Origin of the sequence: Pseudomonas subflava, assembly GCF_023823685.1 — a bacterium.
GTDB lineage: Bacteria > Pseudomonadota > Gammaproteobacteria > Pseudomonadales > Pseudomonadaceae > Aquipseudomonas > Aquipseudomonas subflava.
This window is the reverse complement of record NZ_JAMXBF010000010.1, coordinates 1-15674: the sequence shown is the minus strand read 5'-3', so window position 1 is coordinate 15674 and position 15674 is coordinate 1. Positions and strand designations below refer to the sequence as shown.

11 protein-coding genes and 1 tRNA gene are annotated in these 15674 nt (G+C 60.2%); 5 read left to right on the top strand and 7 right to left on the bottom strand.

Annotated features, from left to right (window positions below):
- Positions 1–136: 136 nt before the first annotated feature.
- Positions 137–213 (top strand) — tRNA-Met (locus tag NF616_RS15440).
- Between the two features lie 121 nt (positions 214–334).
- On the opposite strand, the gene NF616_RS15435 is transcribed toward NF616_RS15440, so the two are convergent.
- Both NF616_RS15435 and NF616_RS15430 read right to left on the bottom strand, forming a co-directional pair.
- Positions 335–757, bottom strand: a complete 423-nt coding sequence (locus NF616_RS15435; RefSeq protein ID WP_252274183.1) for a hypothetical protein — start codon at positions 755–757, stop codon at positions 335–337.
- A gap of 510 nt (positions 758–1267) precedes the next feature.
- A complete protein-coding gene (locus tag NF616_RS15430) occupies positions 1268–5017 on the bottom strand; it encodes an NACHT domain-containing protein (RefSeq protein WP_252274182.1) in 3750 nt (1249 codons plus the stop codon).
- Between the two features lie 335 nt (positions 5018–5352).
- Between NF616_RS15430 and NF616_RS15425 the strand changes: the two genes are divergently transcribed.
- Complete coding sequence (locus NF616_RS15425) at positions 5353–5559, top strand: hypothetical protein (protein WP_252274181.1); 207 nt, start codon at positions 5353–5355, stop codon at positions 5557–5559.
- 4 nt (positions 5560–5563) lie between these two features.
- On the opposite strand, the gene NF616_RS15420 is transcribed toward NF616_RS15425, so the two are convergent.
- The 3 genes from NF616_RS15420 to NF616_RS15410 form a co-directional block, all read right to left on the bottom strand.
- Positions 5564–6514 carry a DMT family transporter gene (locus NF616_RS15420; protein WP_252274180.1) on the bottom strand — a complete coding sequence of 317 codons (951 nt, stop codon included), beginning with the start codon at positions 6512–6514 and terminating at the stop codon, positions 5564–5566.
- Positions 6515–6609: 95 nt separating this feature from the next.
- The gene (gene rimI / locus NF616_RS15415; protein WP_252274179.1) at positions 6610–7062 is read right to left on the bottom strand and encodes a ribosomal protein S18-alanine N-acetyltransferase; all 453 of its coding nucleotides are present in this window, start codon (positions 7060–7062) and stop codon (positions 6610–6612) included.
- The gene (locus NF616_RS15410; RefSeq protein WP_252274178.1) at positions 7059–7847 is read right to left on the bottom strand and encodes an energy transducer TonB; all 789 of its coding nucleotides are present in this window, start codon (positions 7845–7847) and stop codon (positions 7059–7061) included. The genes rimI and NF616_RS15410 overlap by 4 nt, the downstream gene beginning before the upstream one ends.
- A gap of 136 nt (positions 7848–7983) precedes the next feature.
- Here NF616_RS15410 and mksB point away from each other — a divergent pair, with 136 nt between their 5' ends.
- From mksB to mksF, 3 genes are read left to right on the top strand one after another with little or no spacing between them, the layout of a single operon-like run.
- Positions 7984–9231 (top strand): Mks condensin complex protein MksB, encoded by a 1248-nt coding sequence (gene mksB / locus NF616_RS15405; protein WP_252274177.1) that lies wholly within the window; start codon positions 7984–7986, stop codon positions 9229–9231.
- Positions 9228–9938 (top strand): Mks condensin complex protein MksE, encoded by a 711-nt coding sequence (mksE, locus tag NF616_RS15400; protein WP_252274176.1) that lies wholly within the window; start codon positions 9228–9230, stop codon positions 9936–9938. The genes mksB and mksE overlap by 4 nt, the downstream gene beginning before the upstream one ends.
- Positions 9935–12754: an Mks condensin complex protein MksF gene (mksF, locus tag NF616_RS15395; RefSeq protein WP_252274175.1), complete on the top strand. Its 2820-nt coding sequence runs from the start codon at positions 9935–9937 to the stop codon at positions 12752–12754. The genes mksE and mksF overlap by 4 nt, the downstream gene beginning before the upstream one ends.
- Positions 12755–12887: 133 nt before the next feature.
- On the opposite strand, the gene NF616_RS15390 is transcribed toward mksF, so the two are convergent.
- Both NF616_RS15390 and NF616_RS15385 read right to left on the bottom strand, forming a co-directional pair.
- Entirely contained in the window at positions 12888–13196 is a 309-nt protein-coding gene (locus NF616_RS15390; RefSeq protein WP_252274174.1) for a PepSY domain-containing protein, read from the bottom strand.
- Positions 13197–13273: 77 nt separating this feature from the next.
- A complete protein-coding gene (locus NF616_RS15385) occupies positions 13274–15577 on the bottom strand; it encodes a PqiB family protein (protein ID WP_252274173.1) in 2304 nt (767 codons plus the stop codon).
- Positions 15578–15674 lie beyond the last annotated feature (97 nt).

Genomic DNA, 15674 nt, shown 5'->3' with positions numbered 1-15674 from the left:
GGGGGCCCCAAACCCCTCCACTCCCGCCCGCCACTCCTCCCCCGCCCCGCCACACCTAAGCGCTTGATAACGAATCAATTTGTCCGCCAAACGGGGTTGACAGCCCAAGCCGACAAGAGAATAATGCGCGCCACTCGGCTACATAGCTCAGTCGGTTAGAGCGCAGCATTCATAATGCTGATGTCCCAGGTTCAAGTCCCGGTGTAGCCACCATACAAAACGAAGGGTTAGCGAAAGCTAGCCCTTTGTCGTTTCTGGCCCCAGACTAAATCCCGTCTACGAGCCCGCTCCTCTACCTCGAATGCGAAAGCAGTGGTGCCTACCTACGGTAGACCTACGACTGCTTACGCTCGACCTCTGCACGAAGCTTTGCCAACTGTAGCTTGGCTATTTCCAACTGAACCCGAGCCGTTTCATCAACGAGCGGCTGAAGCTCGCTATGCCATCGCCGAAAGCCGTAGAACCCACCCAATACTGAGAGGCCACTAAGAGCACCCAGCAGGGCCACATAAAAGCGTTTATCGGCCTTAGCAATCTCTAGTTGACGCTTCAATATCGCGCTTTTCGCCTCATCGACCGGGGACGGATCTTGTAGCGACTCCAACTCTTGCAGCTCAATCACAGACGCAAAAACAGTCCTATTAGTTGACTGATTTACGAATATGAGCGTGCCCCAACAGAAGACAAAAATGAGCAGAGAAAAGAGGGCGTAGAACTTGAAGATGTTATCTGTCGGTACTGGGATCTTGCCTTCCATGTGATGCCCCACTGCGTTCTGAGAGATCACAGTATGGCGACATTGAACAAGTGGGGACAATCACAGAGGCCGTCTCAGATGATCCGAAGACAGGTGTGCATAGCGCACGGTCATTGCTATCGAGGAATGCCCTAGGATCGCTGCAGCCCTAGGATGTCACCACCCGCCATCACGTGGTAATGACTGGCAAAGTGTGCCAGAGGATACAGATCTCGACGGGCCGAACCGATGGAGAACCGTGCTCTACAACAAAGAAGTCGGGATTAGCACCATAGAGATAAAGGAACTCAGCAGGCTCTCCCACACTATCGCTGGTGGATGATCAGGGGGGAAGTAGCTCCTGAGATGGACCAGACAAGCCTTGCCTTCGACGAGGCAAACCGAAACTTGAGCAGTCCGAACGCGGGATAGCGATTACAGAGAAGGTAGCTAAGCGCTGGTACGCCCGAGGGGAAAAGGAGAGACACTAGTCTCTCCTTGCAAAAGTAAAATAGCTTTCAGATATAAATCTCAATCATCCAAAAAGCTCCAATCATCCTGTCTAGCAATAGAAGCAACCGGTTTAACACTAGCTCCTGCCTCAGCACTGAGAACTCGCTCTGCCAAGGCAACCAACCCCAAGGGATAGCTGGAAGGCGAGCTACATACCTCACGAGAGTAGCAAATAGGCACTTTGAGTCTATCACCTAATGCTTCCGGCATTGATGGGGCACGACCTAAAGCGTATGCGCTCCTGGTGAATAGCAAAGCTTTTTCCCAACAGTCAACGTCATCAAGCGCGGCCCGCTCTAAGAGAATATTTGCCGAAAGCTCAAGCACGTCGGGTGTTAAGCCGTCACAGCTTTCAAATTTCGTTTCCCAAAGGCGATATCTAGAGTCAGGCCTCGCCCTTACAAGCAAAACACATATAATAGTTTCAGAGAGCCCATTAACATCAAAATCACCAAAATCAAAAGCCAGCTCATCTGCAACCTTGGAGTGTCGCATTACGGAGTGAGGCTCCACCACTTCAAACACTGGAATATCTTTCAAGAACTCAGAAATCTCAGAGGAAAGCGTCACCAATACAGAAGTAGACATCCATCTCTGAGCGCAGGCCCAAAGAAATCTTTTACACTCCAGATCAGATGTAGAGACAATCGAAAACTGCCTGCGCCACCACTCTAAATCCTCCCAAGCGCCACGTGCATATCGGGCTCTCTCGAGGGGATTTACTGAAACATCATTTATATCAACCGCCGGCGGCATGCCAAGCTCAGTAGACTGAGCAAAGCAAATAGAGGAGCTAAGCAGAAGCCAGCGCTGCCCCCAACATTTAATAGCCTCATCCATAAGAGCAGAAAAAGCCAAAACGGCACCTTGTGATCCCGCATGACTCTCCATAAAGCTTTCTAAAACCGCCCACAGCTGCGCGAAATCCTCAGGAACAACAACCCCTCCCGAAGCAACGCATTCTTTATATACATTATAAAAATCCAGCTCTCCATATTGACTGAACTGATACAAGCCTTCATCTGCAGAAAATTCATCCCAAAAATAATCACTTCCTACATGATCTAAAACATGGAAGAAAATTGCCACAAACGGAACCTTTGCCACTCTACTTCTGCCGATATAAAAATAGCCAGCCCCTTGAGAGAGCGCACGCTCCTCATAGAGCTTAAGCATCTCCTTATTACCAAACAGAGAATAACGCTGAAAAGTTAGCATTCGAACTAGAAGAAACGCCCCAAACCTTCTTACAAAAGCAAAAATCTCCTCATCTGCACTACGTTCAAAAACCCCAAGACCAATACCTATAGAACACAATGAATCATCAGAAATTCCGGACTCTGACAACTCAACCCAAATTTTATCAACATGCTCACTACTAGAATTTAAACTGATAATCCTCGCGAGGGCGTACCTAGCATCAAAGGCCACTCCCGCCACTAGAGTTTCAACACACTTACGCACCAAAGAATTTCTTAACAACTCATTTGGCAGAAGTATTGGCTCATTCGCCGAACGCTCGGTCCAACCATCCGCCAACAACAAACGAAATCTGTGGCTATCTATAATTTTATCCAGCAACCTCTGCGCCAGACGTGGACTTTGGCTAAACACATAATCTTTCAAAAGGAAGATTCCAAACCGTGCAGCATGAGCCACATCTTTGAAATCCTTTGAGTTCGCCACCTCATCCAAACCGTCCAAAATCGAAGAAAGCTCCCCAGAGCTATAGCAGCCTGCGTAAAACCTAGATACGTTAAGCCAATAGAAATTACGAGAAATGGCGTCAAAACGCTCCGGAAGCGCCCCTCTCTTTGAGGACCCAGCTGGAGCATAAGGTGCAGTGTCATACAAATAGCGAGCAGCAAAGTACTCTCGAAGCGGCTGGACCTCGAACTCAAAAGTTCCCTGAACCCTAGACACCAAAACAACGACCCGCTCAACCATGCCGGAAAATAACGAATCAACAAGGTCTGCTGGATGCCCCGCCCTATCCAAGAACTCTCTCAGAAGAGCACGCAATCTGGTTTCAGTAATATTGCCAGATTCAGACTTCTCCTCAGCTTCAGACTGTAGAACCCACGCCAAGTACCGATGAATTTGCACCAGCAATTCTCTATGCTCGCGCACCACCAAGCTCTTCTCTGTTTCCCGATTCAGAAATATCTTTATATAGTCATCATAAAGAGATGTTCGCTTATCTGGCAACGAAGCGCCCTGAACTGAAATAAGAGCCAACAAAATTGCCAACTGCATGGGATTACGCGCAAGATCCCTAACATGAGAGTGACCTAATTTTTCAGCCAAAAGACCAAGAACCTCCTGACACTCCTTAGCATCAGCGCCGCGCCCTTCAAGCCATCTAACGGCGTACTTCTTTATATCATTCTTAAAGAGCGGCAATATTTTTAAATGCTGCCACTCCGCCTTAGAGAATCCGGGAGAGTTAGCAAATGCAGTGGGGCGGCTAGTAACAATGATCTGGGCAGAGATTGCACTTTGAGATATTCTGTCCGCGGCATAGGATATCTCATCAACTATTCTATTTCTAACGACAACATCTGCAACCTCATCAAATCCATCTAAAACAATAAGGACCTGAGAAGCTTTAACCACAGCCAGAAAGTCATCTACAGTAAAATTAGACCCTGTGCAGTACTTAATCTGCGAAGAGATAAAACCCTCTAGAACAGGAGCATCAGGCAGCCACTCAGACTGAGACGCATCAGAAACTGCAAAAGGATTCTTACCTGAAACCCAATTCGCATAATCTCTCAAGTCAACCCTAAAAGGGATTCTCACATCAGATGGAATGTGCAACGGACTCACACGCCTGATATCCGCAGCCTTATTCAACAGCAAAAGCCTATTAACCTGGCATAAATACTGTGTGACGGTTGATTTCCCCTGCCCAGGTGCACCCTCAACCACTACACACTTAAGCCTTTGAGATACATCCGCAGAGACCATTAGCCTATGCAAAGGGAATACTAAAGTCCCGTCAACACCCTCCGGATCATTCTCAAAACCAGAATTGTCCTCATTTTCATCATCAGGAAATGCATCAACAACATGAGAGACATACTCCTGAAGATGTTTTTGCTCAGTATTAACCGGCGGATAAAAGCATCCAGGAACATCAACAAACAGATCAACAATATCCCTTTCAAGCTCGACTTGCTTAAACTTCAACTGCGAATCATATCTAGCCTGATGCGCCATATACGACCTAAGAGAATCCATTCTGCGCACGGAATCAGGATCTTCTTTAGACTCAACAAGCGCCCCTAAAAGATCGGTAGCTTTAAGAATTTCTGGATAACTCCACTTAATTTCAGAGAAATTATCTATTCTTCGGTCTAGGTCATCCCTCCACCAGCAATAAACATCTATACCGAACGCTTCAGAAAGCTCTTTATTTACGACATCTATAGACCCACACTCAAGGTGAGAGGTGCCAGCCACGTTAGTCATCAAATGGTAGGCGCTAGCACCTTTTGCAACCAGCTTATTAACCTTTTCCCTTTCAGTACTGATAAGACCTTCAATTACTTCACGAGATGTCTTTGAGAACGGATCCTTAGAATATTTAACCTGAAAAATTATCGCATCAGATGTTTGTGCACCCTTAGTACGCACTTGACCATCTCGCCCGCCATCCGGCTGTCCCACTGGAAAGCACTGAGCATCAGGATAAAGTGAAACAATTAAAGCCTGACATAACTTCTGAAAGCGCTCATCCCCTAACTGCTCAAACAGATAGCTCACTACTTCCCCTCCATTAATCCTTTAATCTGTGCACACAGGCGTGCGGCAGGCTGCATAAAACTAACGTTTGAAGAAGGCGCCGTAAACGACAATGTGACTACATCCACACTTTTCCGTGGAAAGCTCTGGTGCAGCGGGGTCGGAAGGTGGCGGAAAGGCCCGAGCTATGGGCCCTTCTGGTCTAGCCGGGCGCTAAGCAGGTGATTCATAATGCTGACGCCCTAGGTTCAATTCCCGGTGCAGCCACCATACAAAAATAAGGGTTAGCGAAAGCTAGCCCTTTGTCTTACTGGGCATCTAAAACAATTCGAAGCGTCACTCCACAGGAGCCGGCCATGCGAGACAACTTCGAGAACATCCGCGCCGAGCGCGACGTGCCGCTGCAACGCGCCAGTACGCCCAGCCAGAACTATGCCGGGCTGTGGAAGCAGATCGCACTGGGCATCGTGGTCGGCTATTCGGTACTGGGCGTGTTGAGCGCCGCTGGCTGGTGGTTGTTCGTCAAGCTGGCCCTGAGCGGGCTGCAGATCACCACGCCTTGAGCGTCTAGCTCCCCTGGCCGCGCCCCGCCAGCAGCAGGCCGCTGACGATCAGCGCGCCGCCTACCCAGTGATAGGTCTGCAGGCTTTCCCCCAGCAATACCCAACCGAGGATGGCGGTGAAGACCGGCATCAGGTAGTTGCTCATGGCGGTGCGCGAGGGGCCCAGTTCGCGCAGGCCGATGTTCCATAGCTGGTATGCGAGGACCGAGGCGAACAGCGCGGTGTAGCCGATGGCGGCGAGGTTGGGCAGGCTGGGCTCGAAGCGTGCGCCCTGCCAGAGTTCCCAGGCATAGAGCGGCGTGAGCATCAACAGGCCGAGCAGCACCAGGGCGCCGAGCAGGGTGAACGGCGGCACCTGCAGGTGCGCGCTCCAGCGGCGCAGCAGCAGGGAATACAGGGCCCAGTCGAGCGTCGCCAGCACCATCACCAGGTCGCCGCGGGCGAAGGACAGGCTGGCCAGCACCTGCCAGTCGCCCTGGGCGATCAGCCAGAGCAGGCCGAACAGGGCCAGCACTAGTCCGACCCAGGCGCGCCGCGCTGGCCATTCGCCGAGCAGCAGGCCGGCACCGATGAAGGCGGCCAGCGGCAGGCAGGTGCTGACCAGGCTGATGTTGATCGCCGCCGTGCTGCCGGCCGCCGTGTAGAGCAGCGCGTTATAGAAGGTGATGGCGAGCAGGGCGAGCAGCCACAGGCGCCAGCCGGCGTTGCGCAGGGTGTGGCGATGCTGCCAGAGCGAGGGGCCAACCAGCGGCAGGAGAATCGCCAAGGCCATGGCCCAGCGCCAGAAGGCTAGGGAGAGCGGAGGGATCTCGCCGGTGAAGGCGCGCGCCACTAGCGCGTTGCCGGCCCAGAACAGGCTCGCAAGGGCCAGGCCCAGCCAGGCCAGAAGCGCGGCGCGGCTGAGGCCGCGGCCTTCTCGGGCGGGCGTCGTGATCGGCTGCTGCGGGTCGCTCATGCTCATCCTCCGGGTCGCGGCACCTTACGGAGCGATGCCCGGAATGACAAGCGCGGCGGCCGATGCGATGGGTAGTGAGGAACGGGCCGCGGCGATCAGTCGATCAGCGTGCAGGCCATCACCAGCGCGTCCTCGCGCCCACCGGCGGCGGGATAGTAGTCGCGGCGCCGGCCGATCTCGTTGAAGCCGTAGCGCTCGTACAGGCGGTAGGCGCCCTGGTTGCTGGCGCGCACCTCGAGGAAGCATTCGCCGGCCTTGAGTGCCATGGCGCGGCGCATCAGGTGCTCGAGCAGCAACAGCCCCAGGCCCTTGCCCTGGCTCTGCGGGCGCACGGTGATGTTGAGCAGGTGCGCCTCGTCGAGGATCACCTGGATGATGCCGTGGCCAACCTGCTCCTCGCCCTCGAACATCAGCCAGCAGTCGTAGGACTTGAGGCCGTCGGCGAACAGGTTGCGGCTCCAGGGATGGCTGAAGGCGGCGTTCTCGATCTGCACCACGCGGTCGAGGTCCGCCTCGGTCATCGGGCGGAAGCTGATGGCGCCGCTCATGCGCCTGGCTTCCAGCGCGGCATCACCCGGCGCATGGCGCGCCACAGCTCGGCCTTGCGCTCGGGCTCGTCCATCAGCAGCTCCAGGCTCGGCAGCGCCCAGGCGGCGCCCAGGCCCTCGACCTGCAGCTCGCGGTTGTAGGCCTCGGCATCCGCCTCGCCGGCGAAGCGCACGGCGGGCAGGCCGATCAGCCACAGGCAGCGGCAGGGCTCGGCCTCCAGCTGGCCGGCCAGCACGCCCTGCACGTAGTCGCGGGCGGCGTCCGGGCCCTGGTCCAGGTTGCCGCGGGTGAGCAGCGGCCAGCGGATGGGCGAACCGTCGCCGACCTGCTGCGGGGCGTCCGGCAGGCCGGCGGCGCGCAGCAGGTCCTTGAGCAGCAGGTAGGAAGGGTCGCGGCTCTGGAACGGCTCGCCAGTGGCCAGCTCGACCAGCAACGCGCAGTCGCCGGCACGCAGCAGCTGCAGGGCGAAGCGCGGTGGCGGCGCTACCGGCTTGGCCTCGACGACCGGCGCCGGTTCCGGCTCGGGCTTGGCGTCCGGCTTGGCGAAGACCTTGGCCGCCGCAGTGGGACGCGGCACCTCGATGGCCGGGCGCTGCGGCTCGGCCACGGGGCGCGGCTCCGCGATCGGCGTCGGCGCGCTGGGCGCGGTGTCCACCTCCGGCTCGGGCAGAGGCTGCAGCAGCTCGGCGCGCGAGGGCGCGGCGAACGGCAGCTCCACGCGCGGCAACCAGCTGGCCACCTGCATGGCGGTCAGATAGGCGCGGCGACGGACTTCTTCGATCAAGAGGGGCATTCCGGAGGCGGGAATCGAGGGCGAATTGTGGCCCGAATCGGCCGGCGGGAAAAGGCCGATGGACGTGGCGGCCATCTCCAGCCCTTTCCAGTACAATCCGGCCTTTTGCGACGGACCGACCCCGCCCATGATCGACCCCAAGCGCGTGTTGCGCGCCCTCGCCGAGCACTGGACGCTGCTCGAACCGCTGTGCGAGCGCTTCGACACCGGCACCCTGAGCCTGGTCGAGCTGCGCAACCAGCTCGGCACGCAACTGCCCGAAGGCAGCCCCGCCGACATCACCGCCCTGCTCGACCAGTGGATCCGCCTGGACATCCTGGTGCCGGTGGCCAAGAGCCCCAACCGCTTCGAGCTGAACGCGCAGATCCACGATTTCCTCGCCTACCTGCGCCGTGAACACCGCCTCGGCCTGTGCCTGGAGATCGAGGCCTACCTGCGCCACCTGGAGCGCCTGGCCGGCTATATCCAGGACGCCTTCGAAGTGCGCGACGGCAACGACCTGGCGCGCCAGCTGCGCCTGCTCGACATGCGTGTGCGCGACGTGCTGAAGAAGCTGGCCAACGACGAGCAGGCCCTGGTCGGCGTGGCCGAGCGGGCCAAGACCAGCGACCGCCAGATTCCGCTGCGCCAGCGCTACGCCGAAGTGCTGGCGACCTGGGACGAATACGTCGAGCCGATGATCCAGCTGGTCTCCGCCGACGGCGCCTTCGAGCAGGGCGTACGCCGCGTCGAGCAGGTGCTGCTGCGCCTGCTCGGCGAGCAGCAACGCCTCGGCCAACTGGTCGACGACGACCTGCTGCTGCGCACCCACGCGCGCATCCTGGAGATGCAGACCGTCGCCCAGCTGACCCTGCGCAAGGCCCGCGAGTTGCTGCTGCCACTGCGCGAGGAAGCGCGCCGGCACAACGCCGTGACCCGTGGCGCCGCGCTGGCCCTGTCGGTGATCCGCAAGAAGGGCTTGGACGCCCTGCCGCAGGCCTCGATGCCGCTGTTCACCCGGCCGCAGAGCACCTTCCTCGGCACCGCCAGCCAGGTCGAGAGCTACGTCTACGCCCTCGCCCGCTTCCAGCCCAAGCCCAACCAGTTCCCGCGGGCCAGTGGCGCGCGCAAGGGCGCACCGCCCAAGGCGCCACGCACCGCGCGCGAGATGATCGAGCGCTGCGAGCAGGCCCTGCCGCTGCCGGACCTGATGGTCTGGCTGCTGGAACAGGAGCCGGAAGGCGCCACCGACGAGCTTCTCTACTGGTTCTCGCGGCTGTCGCGCGACGGCCGCTTCCAGCGCGAGCGCCTCGAGCGCCGCGACTACCTCACCCGCGAGCATCAGGTCAGCCTGAGCTCCTATGCCCTGATCAAGCCGGCCGGGATCTCCGCATGAATATCGATCTGAAAGAACTGACCCAGCTCGCGCCGATCTTCCGCGAGCTGTTCAAGGGCTACCACATCAGCCGCGCCGCCCCCGAGCTGTACACCCAGCTGTCCAACCTGCAGGACCAGTACCGCGCGCTGTTCCGCTCGCTGGGATACGAGCTGGTCTGCGACAGCCGCGGCTTCTACTACTTCGTCCCCGAGCAGATGGGCGCCCAGGTCAACAAGACCGCCCAGCGCCTGGCGCTGTTCACCTTCATCCTGGTCGAGCACCTGGCCGACCAGGGCCGCGACCCGCTGGCCGTGCTCGACGGTGGCAGCCTCGGCCGCGACGAGTTGCCGCCGCTGCTGGAGAAGTACAAGGACCTGTTCCTGCAGGCCGAGGTCACCAGCCAGGACGAGCTGGAAGAGAAGATCATGCGCCGTATGACCCAGCTCGGCTTCGCCAGCGAGGAGAACGGCGTGTACCGCTTCCTCGCGCCGATGCATCGCTTCCTCGACGTGTGCCTGTCGGTGCAGCAGGACCGCGACCTGGCGGCCAGCCTGCACAGCAACCTGCCGCTGCCGACGCCGGAGCTGGTGGTCGACGAGGCCGAAGAAGACATCGTGCGTATCGAGCCGCTGCCCGCCGTTACCGAGGAATCGGAGGAATCCGAGGAAGAGGCCCTGGCCCGCGCCATGGCCGAGGAACGTGACGCCCAGGAGATCGACGCATGAGCCAGGAACGCTACGGCATTCGCCGCTTCGCCCTGCTGAATACCGCCGGCTACAGCCTCGGCATCTTCCCGCTGGAGAACCCGCTGTCGGTGTACGGCGCCAACAACCTGGGCAAGTCGGCGTCGATCAACGCGCTGCAGTTCCCGATCCTCGCGCGCATGTCGGATATGAGCTTCGGCAAGTACAGCCTGGAGCAGTCGCGCAAGTTCTACTTCGCCAGCGACACCAGCTACATCCTGGTCGAGGTCGCCCTGCCTCACGGCCCACACGTGATCGGCGTGGCCGGTCGCGGCCCGGGTGGCGGCTTCGGTCACCAGTTCTTCGCCTACCAGGGCGAGCTGGACCTGGCCCACTACCAGCAGGACGGCACCTGCCTGCGCCAGCGCGAGCTATTCAAGAACCTCGGCCAGGCCGGCATCGTCGCCTATGAGCTGAAGCCCGAGGAACTGCGCCGCCTGCTGGTCGGCGGCCACACCAGCATCCCGCTGGACCTGACCCTGATCCCGCTGCGCTCCACCAGCGAGCAGAGCCTGAAGACCTTCCGCGCGCTGTTCATCAACCTGCTGCACATGCGCGAGATCACCGCGGCCAAGTTGAAGCAGCTGTTCCTCGATGCCTTCGAACACAGCCTGCGTTCGGGCAGCGTCGACTATATCGCCGCCACCGAGGAAGCCTTCCGCGACGTGCGCCGCATGGAGCAGGACTACCAGGCACTGGTCGCCGCCGGCCCCTTGGTCGAGGCCCTGTCCGGCGGCGTGGCCCAGCGCGAGCTGCTGCGCGGCAAGCTGCATCGCCTGTCGCCGCTGCTGGATAACCTGCTCGGCGCCTGGCAGGACTACTCCGGCGCGCGCAAGGAGGAGTTGGTGATCCAGGCCGAGCATTACCGCCGTGAGCAGGACGGCCTGCAGAACGAGCAGCGCGGCGGCACCGCCGAGCTGATGCGCCTGGAGCGCGAGATCAGCGAAATCCAGCGCTGGCTCGGCGAGCTGTCGGTGCTGAAGAACCGCTTCGCCCTGGTCACCGACGCCAAGGTGCTGGAAGAGCAACTGCTCGCTGCGAAGGACGCCCACGACGAACTGGCCGGCGCCTTGGCGCAATCTCGCCAATTCTCCGCCGAGGACCTGGACGAGCGCCTGCGCGACCTGGAGAAACGCCTGAAGTCGGTCAAGCAGCAGCTCGACCACGCCGACAACAACAGCTACTCGCGCCTGCGCGAGGAGTTCAGCCAGGCCGACGTGGACCGCCTGATGCGCCTATTCAACGGCCAGCTGTTCAGCCTGCCGCTGGGTGAGAAAGGCATCCAGGCCGAGGGCGACGACTGGGTCAAGGCCGTCGAGGCGGTGCTGGATCGCTTCAAGGGCGACACCTTCGCCGTGCCCGGCCTGTCCATCGACCTCTCGCATATCGAACCGCCGGCCCTGCAGGCCCTGGCCGACCGCGCCGCCCTGCGCGACCAGAAGGACCGCCTGGAGCGCGAGCTCAAGCAACTCAAGACCCAGCAGGCGGTGGCCAACGACCGCGCGGCGAGCAAGGCCCAGGCCGAACAGCTGTACCAGGCCGTGCTGGATGCGCAGAAGGCCCTGGAAGACTTCCGCAAGAGCCAGACCCTGGCCGCCGAGGAGCCGAGCAAACTGGAGCAGCTGGCCGAGGCCGAAGCCGCCCAGGACGAACTGAAGCGCGCATCGGATGCCTTCACCGAGCGCGTGCAGCAGCTGTCCGCCAAGCTGCAGCTGGTCGGTCGCCAACTGGCCGACCTGGAAGCCAAGGAGCGCACCCTGGAAGACGCCCTGCGTCGTCGCCAGCTGCTGCCGGCCGATCTGCCCTTCGGCACGCCGTTCATGGAGCCTGTCGACGACAGCCTGGAGAACCTGCTGCCGCTGCTCAACGACTACCAGGACAGCTGGCAGGCACTGCAGCGTATCGATGGCCAGATCGACGCACTGTATGCGCAGGTGCGCCTCAAGGGCGTGGCCAAGTTCGACAGCGAGGACGACCCGGAGCGCCGCCTGCAGCTGCTGGTCAACGCCTATGCACACCGCCAGGACGAAGCACTGACCCTGGCCAAGGCGCGCCGTGCGGCCGTCACCGACATCGCCCGTACCCTGCGCAATATCCGCAGCGACTACGACAACCTGGAACACCAGCTGGCGCTGTTCAACCGCGAGATCAACAAGCGCCAGGTGTCCAACCTGGAGAGCTTCCGCATCGTCCTGGCGCCCAACCGCGACGCGCTCAAGCACATCGACCAGATCATCCACAGCGCCGGCCAGTACGAGGAAGGCGAGACCCTGTCGGTGTTCGATCTCTCGCAGAGCGCCGAGCAGGACGCGAAGAACGAGGAGGCCAAGGACTACCTGTCGCGCCTGGTGGCGGCCAATGGCAACCAGCTGGGCCTCAAGGATCTGTTCGAGCTGGCCTTCGAGATCACCAAGGTGGGCGGTCAGCCGGTGATGCACACCGACATCGATGGCGCCGCTTCCAACGGCACCACCATGACCATCAAGGCGCTGACCAACATGTACCTGCTGCTGCACCTGATGGATCGCGAGCAGGCCGGCAAGGTACGCCTGCCCTACTACCTCGACGAGGCGGCGGACATCGACGAGCGCAACCAGCAGGCGCTGATCGAGACCAGCCTGCAGCTGGGCTTCGTGCCGATCCTGGCGTCGGTTAAGCCACAGGTCTCGGCCCACGTGGCCATCGACCTGGAAGGCGGCAGCGGGCCGAACGGCATCTACATCGACGAAGCCGACTGGAAGTTCATCAGGCGTCGCGAAACCGCCAAGGCGACCGAGGAGCAGGCCGAGCCGGCCTGATTCTTCCGCGCAAACGAAAAGCGCCGCTGATGCGGCCCTTTTTCTTAGCAGGAAGAAACGTTCTGGCGAAGGTCTTGCAGGCGGAGCCTGCCGAGAATGCGCAGCTTAGGGTAGGTGAGCGGCGCTGCCGATCTTAGTCGTCCTGGTGGTCCTTGAGGATCTGGCCATTGGTAGCGTCCAGCTCCATGTCCCACTTCACGCCCTGGGCGTCACGCACCTCTACCTGGTAGATGTAGCGGCCGTATTCTTCCTCCAGCTCGGTCTCGGTGACCTGGCCGCCCTGATGCTTGGCCAGGGCGGCGGCGTTGAGCTTCTCGAAGCTCTGCACGGTTCCGGCGTCGCGCAGCTTGAGGGCCTCGTCGGGACCGAGGTCACGGGCCTGGGCGATACCGGCGGTGGCGGCGAGAGTGGTGATGGCGAAAAGGGCAGTCAGCTTGTTCATCTGTGTTCTCCGTCGGGAGTAATGGGTTTCGACGGAGACCACGATAGCCAGGCCGACTTAAACCAAGCTGAATCCGCCTACTTCTCCAGACGGATCTTCGGCGCCCAGTTCAGCCACTCCTCATTGATCTCGTCATAGAGGGCGAACGTCTGTCCGGGCTGGGCCGGACCGCCCATGACCGGATTGTCCGGGGTGGCGAAGGCGATGCCACCTTCCAGCAGCGCCTCCAGCGACTCGGTGCGCACCTTCACGCCCTTGAACAGGCCGGCGTCGACGCCGATGCCGCTGGCGTTCCAGAAGCGCGAGCCGCTGCGTACCAGGGGCGCGTAGCGCGGCTCGATCAGCACGTGGATCAGCACACGGTCGGAGGTCGGTCCAAGCTCGAAGTCGGTCACCTTGCCCACCGGTATTTCCCGGTAGCTGACGACCACTCCGGGCTTGATCGAACCGCGCCGCGCCGCACTCAGCACCAGGCGCAACCCGTTTTCCCGCGCGGCCACGGTGGGTGCCTGCTCCAGCACTTCGAAGTAATGTTGCGGCTTGCCAGTCTTGGCCGCGGGCGACACCTCCAGGTACTGACCGCTGACCAGGGTTTCCAGATTAGCGGTGCGCACCAGGCCGAGCTCCGGTTTTACCACCCAGAAAGAGCTGCCCGCGCTGGCGATACGGCCGGCGGCCTCGGTGATACGCGCATTGAGCAGCACCGCCTGCAGATCATCGGTGAGCTCGACGGTCTCGACCTTGCCTACCTCGATGCCCTTGTAGCGAATCGGCGTGCCCGGGTTGATTCCGTCGCCGGTCGGCACCTTGATCTTGATGGCCACGCCTTCCTTGAGCGCCTCCTCCCGATCGGTGTGCAGGGTGAAGCGCTGGATCTTGCGGTTGACCGGCGCCTTCATGTCCGGTGTCTCGAACGTCACGCCGCCGGCCAGCAGGCTCTGCAGCGACTCGCTCTTCACCTCGATACCGGTCGACAGTCCACCCCGCAGGGTGACGCCGCTAGAGTTCCAGAAGCGCGTGGAGCTGTTCACCAGGCTGGCGTATATCGGCTCGATATGGGCACCCAGCACCACGCGCTTGCGATCACGGGAAAGCTGGAAGCTCTGAATGGTGCCGACCTTGACCTGGCGATAGAGGATCGGGCTGCCAACCTCCAGCGAACCTAGATTCTCGGAGAACAACACCAGATGCAGGCCGGGAGCGTTGATGTCCAGCGGCGGCGCCTTGGCGCGGGCGACGAAATCCCGCACTGGTGCCTTGCCCTTTTCGCCGGGGCGTAGCGCAAGGTAGTTGCCCTTCACCAGTGCCTCGAGACCAGTGATGCCGGCCAGCGAAATGGATGGCTTGACCATCCAGAACTCGGCACCTTCGGTCAGGTAATCCTCGGTACGGGGATCGAGCGTCATGTCGACGGATGCCGAGGCGAGGTCAGCGTCGATCTTGATCGCCTTCACCGTACCCAGTTGGATGCCCTTGTACATCACCGGAGTGCGGCCCGCTTCGACGCCCTCGAAGTCCTGCAGCTTCAGGGTGACCTTGATTCCGGCCTGGGCGGCATCGAAATCCTCATAAAGGCGGAAGGGGAACGCGGGATCGGTGGGCGGACTGTCCTTGCGATGCTCCGGCGTTGAGAAGGCGATACCGCCTGCAACGATACTCGCCAGGGATTCGGTGCGAACCTTGACGCCCGAGAGCCCCGCATCGATGGTGACCCCGCTCGCGTTCCAGAAGCGCGTGTGCTTGCGCACCAAGCCGGCAAACTCGGGCTGGATGAAGATCTGAATCTCGATGGTGGTCTGGTCGTCAGCCAATCGGTAGTCCTTGACCCGACCAACCTGGATCTGCCTGTAGAAGATCGGGCTATCACGTTTGATGGAGGCCAGCCGGTCGGCCTTCAGGGTGAGATGCAGGCCAGGCACGGTGTCCGACATCGGCGGTTGGGACGTCAGCGCGACGAACTTGCGCGTCTTCTCGCCCTTGCCAGGGCTGACCGAGATGTAATTGCCCGAGACCAGAGTCTCTAGGCCAGTGATGCCGGCGAGAGAAACCGAGGGCTTCACCAGCCAGAAACGGGTATTTGTACGCAGGTGCGGCTCGACGCGCTTGTCCATCTCCACCGTAACGCGCACGCCACGATTATCGCCTTCGTCATCCAGCTCCATGCCCACAACCTTACCGATGGACATGCCCTTGTAGATGACTTCGGTCTTGTTGACCTGAATGCCGTCGCCCGAGGGAAAGAAGATCTCAACCTCGATGCCGGCTTGGTTGTAGGCGCGATAGGCCAACCAGCCACCAATCAACAGGGCTATCAAGGGAAGTACCCAGATTGCGGACCAGCTGGTGGTGCGATGGGTCTTCGCGGTATTCAGCTCCGTCATGCAGGAAGGCTCCATTCCTCTGGCAGTCTGCAGGTTTCCTTGCCCAGGCAAGGCGAGCGCCCGCTATCGATACGGATAGACAACGCGGCGAGCGGTC

What these genes read in the sequence shown, in the direction of transcription:
- NF616_RS15435 (WP_252274183.1), bottom strand. Translation starts at nt 757, where the DNA reads ATGGAAGGCAAGATCCCAGTACCGACAGATAACATCTTCAAGTTCTAC.
- NF616_RS15425 (WP_252274181.1), top strand. Translation starts at nt 5,353, where the DNA reads ATGCGAGACAACTTCGAGAACATCCGCGCCGAGCGCGACGTGCCGCTG.
- NF616_RS15420 (WP_252274180.1), bottom strand. Translation starts at nt 6,514, where the DNA reads ATGAGCGACCCGCAGCAGCCGATCACGACGCCCGCCCGAGAAGGCCGC.
- rimI (WP_252274179.1), bottom strand. Translation starts at nt 7,062, where the DNA reads ATGAGCGGCGCCATCAGCTTCCGCCCGATGACCGAGGCGGACCTCGAC.
- mksB (WP_252274177.1), top strand. Translation starts at nt 7,984, where the DNA reads ATGATCGACCCCAAGCGCGTGTTGCGCGCCCTCGCCGAGCACTGGACG.
- mksE (WP_252274176.1), top strand. Translation starts at nt 9,228, where the DNA reads ATGAATATCGATCTGAAAGAACTGACCCAGCTCGCGCCGATCTTCCGC.
- mksF (WP_252274175.1), top strand. Translation starts at nt 9,935, where the DNA reads ATGAGCCAGGAACGCTACGGCATTCGCCGCTTCGCCCTGCTGAATACC.
- NF616_RS15390 (WP_252274174.1), bottom strand. Translation starts at nt 13,196, where the DNA reads ATGAACAAGCTGACTGCCCTTTTCGCCATCACCACTCTCGCCGCCACC.
- NF616_RS15385 (WP_252274173.1), bottom strand. Translation starts at nt 15,577, where the DNA reads ATGACGGAGCTGAATACCGCGAAGACCCATCGCACCACCAGCTGGTCC.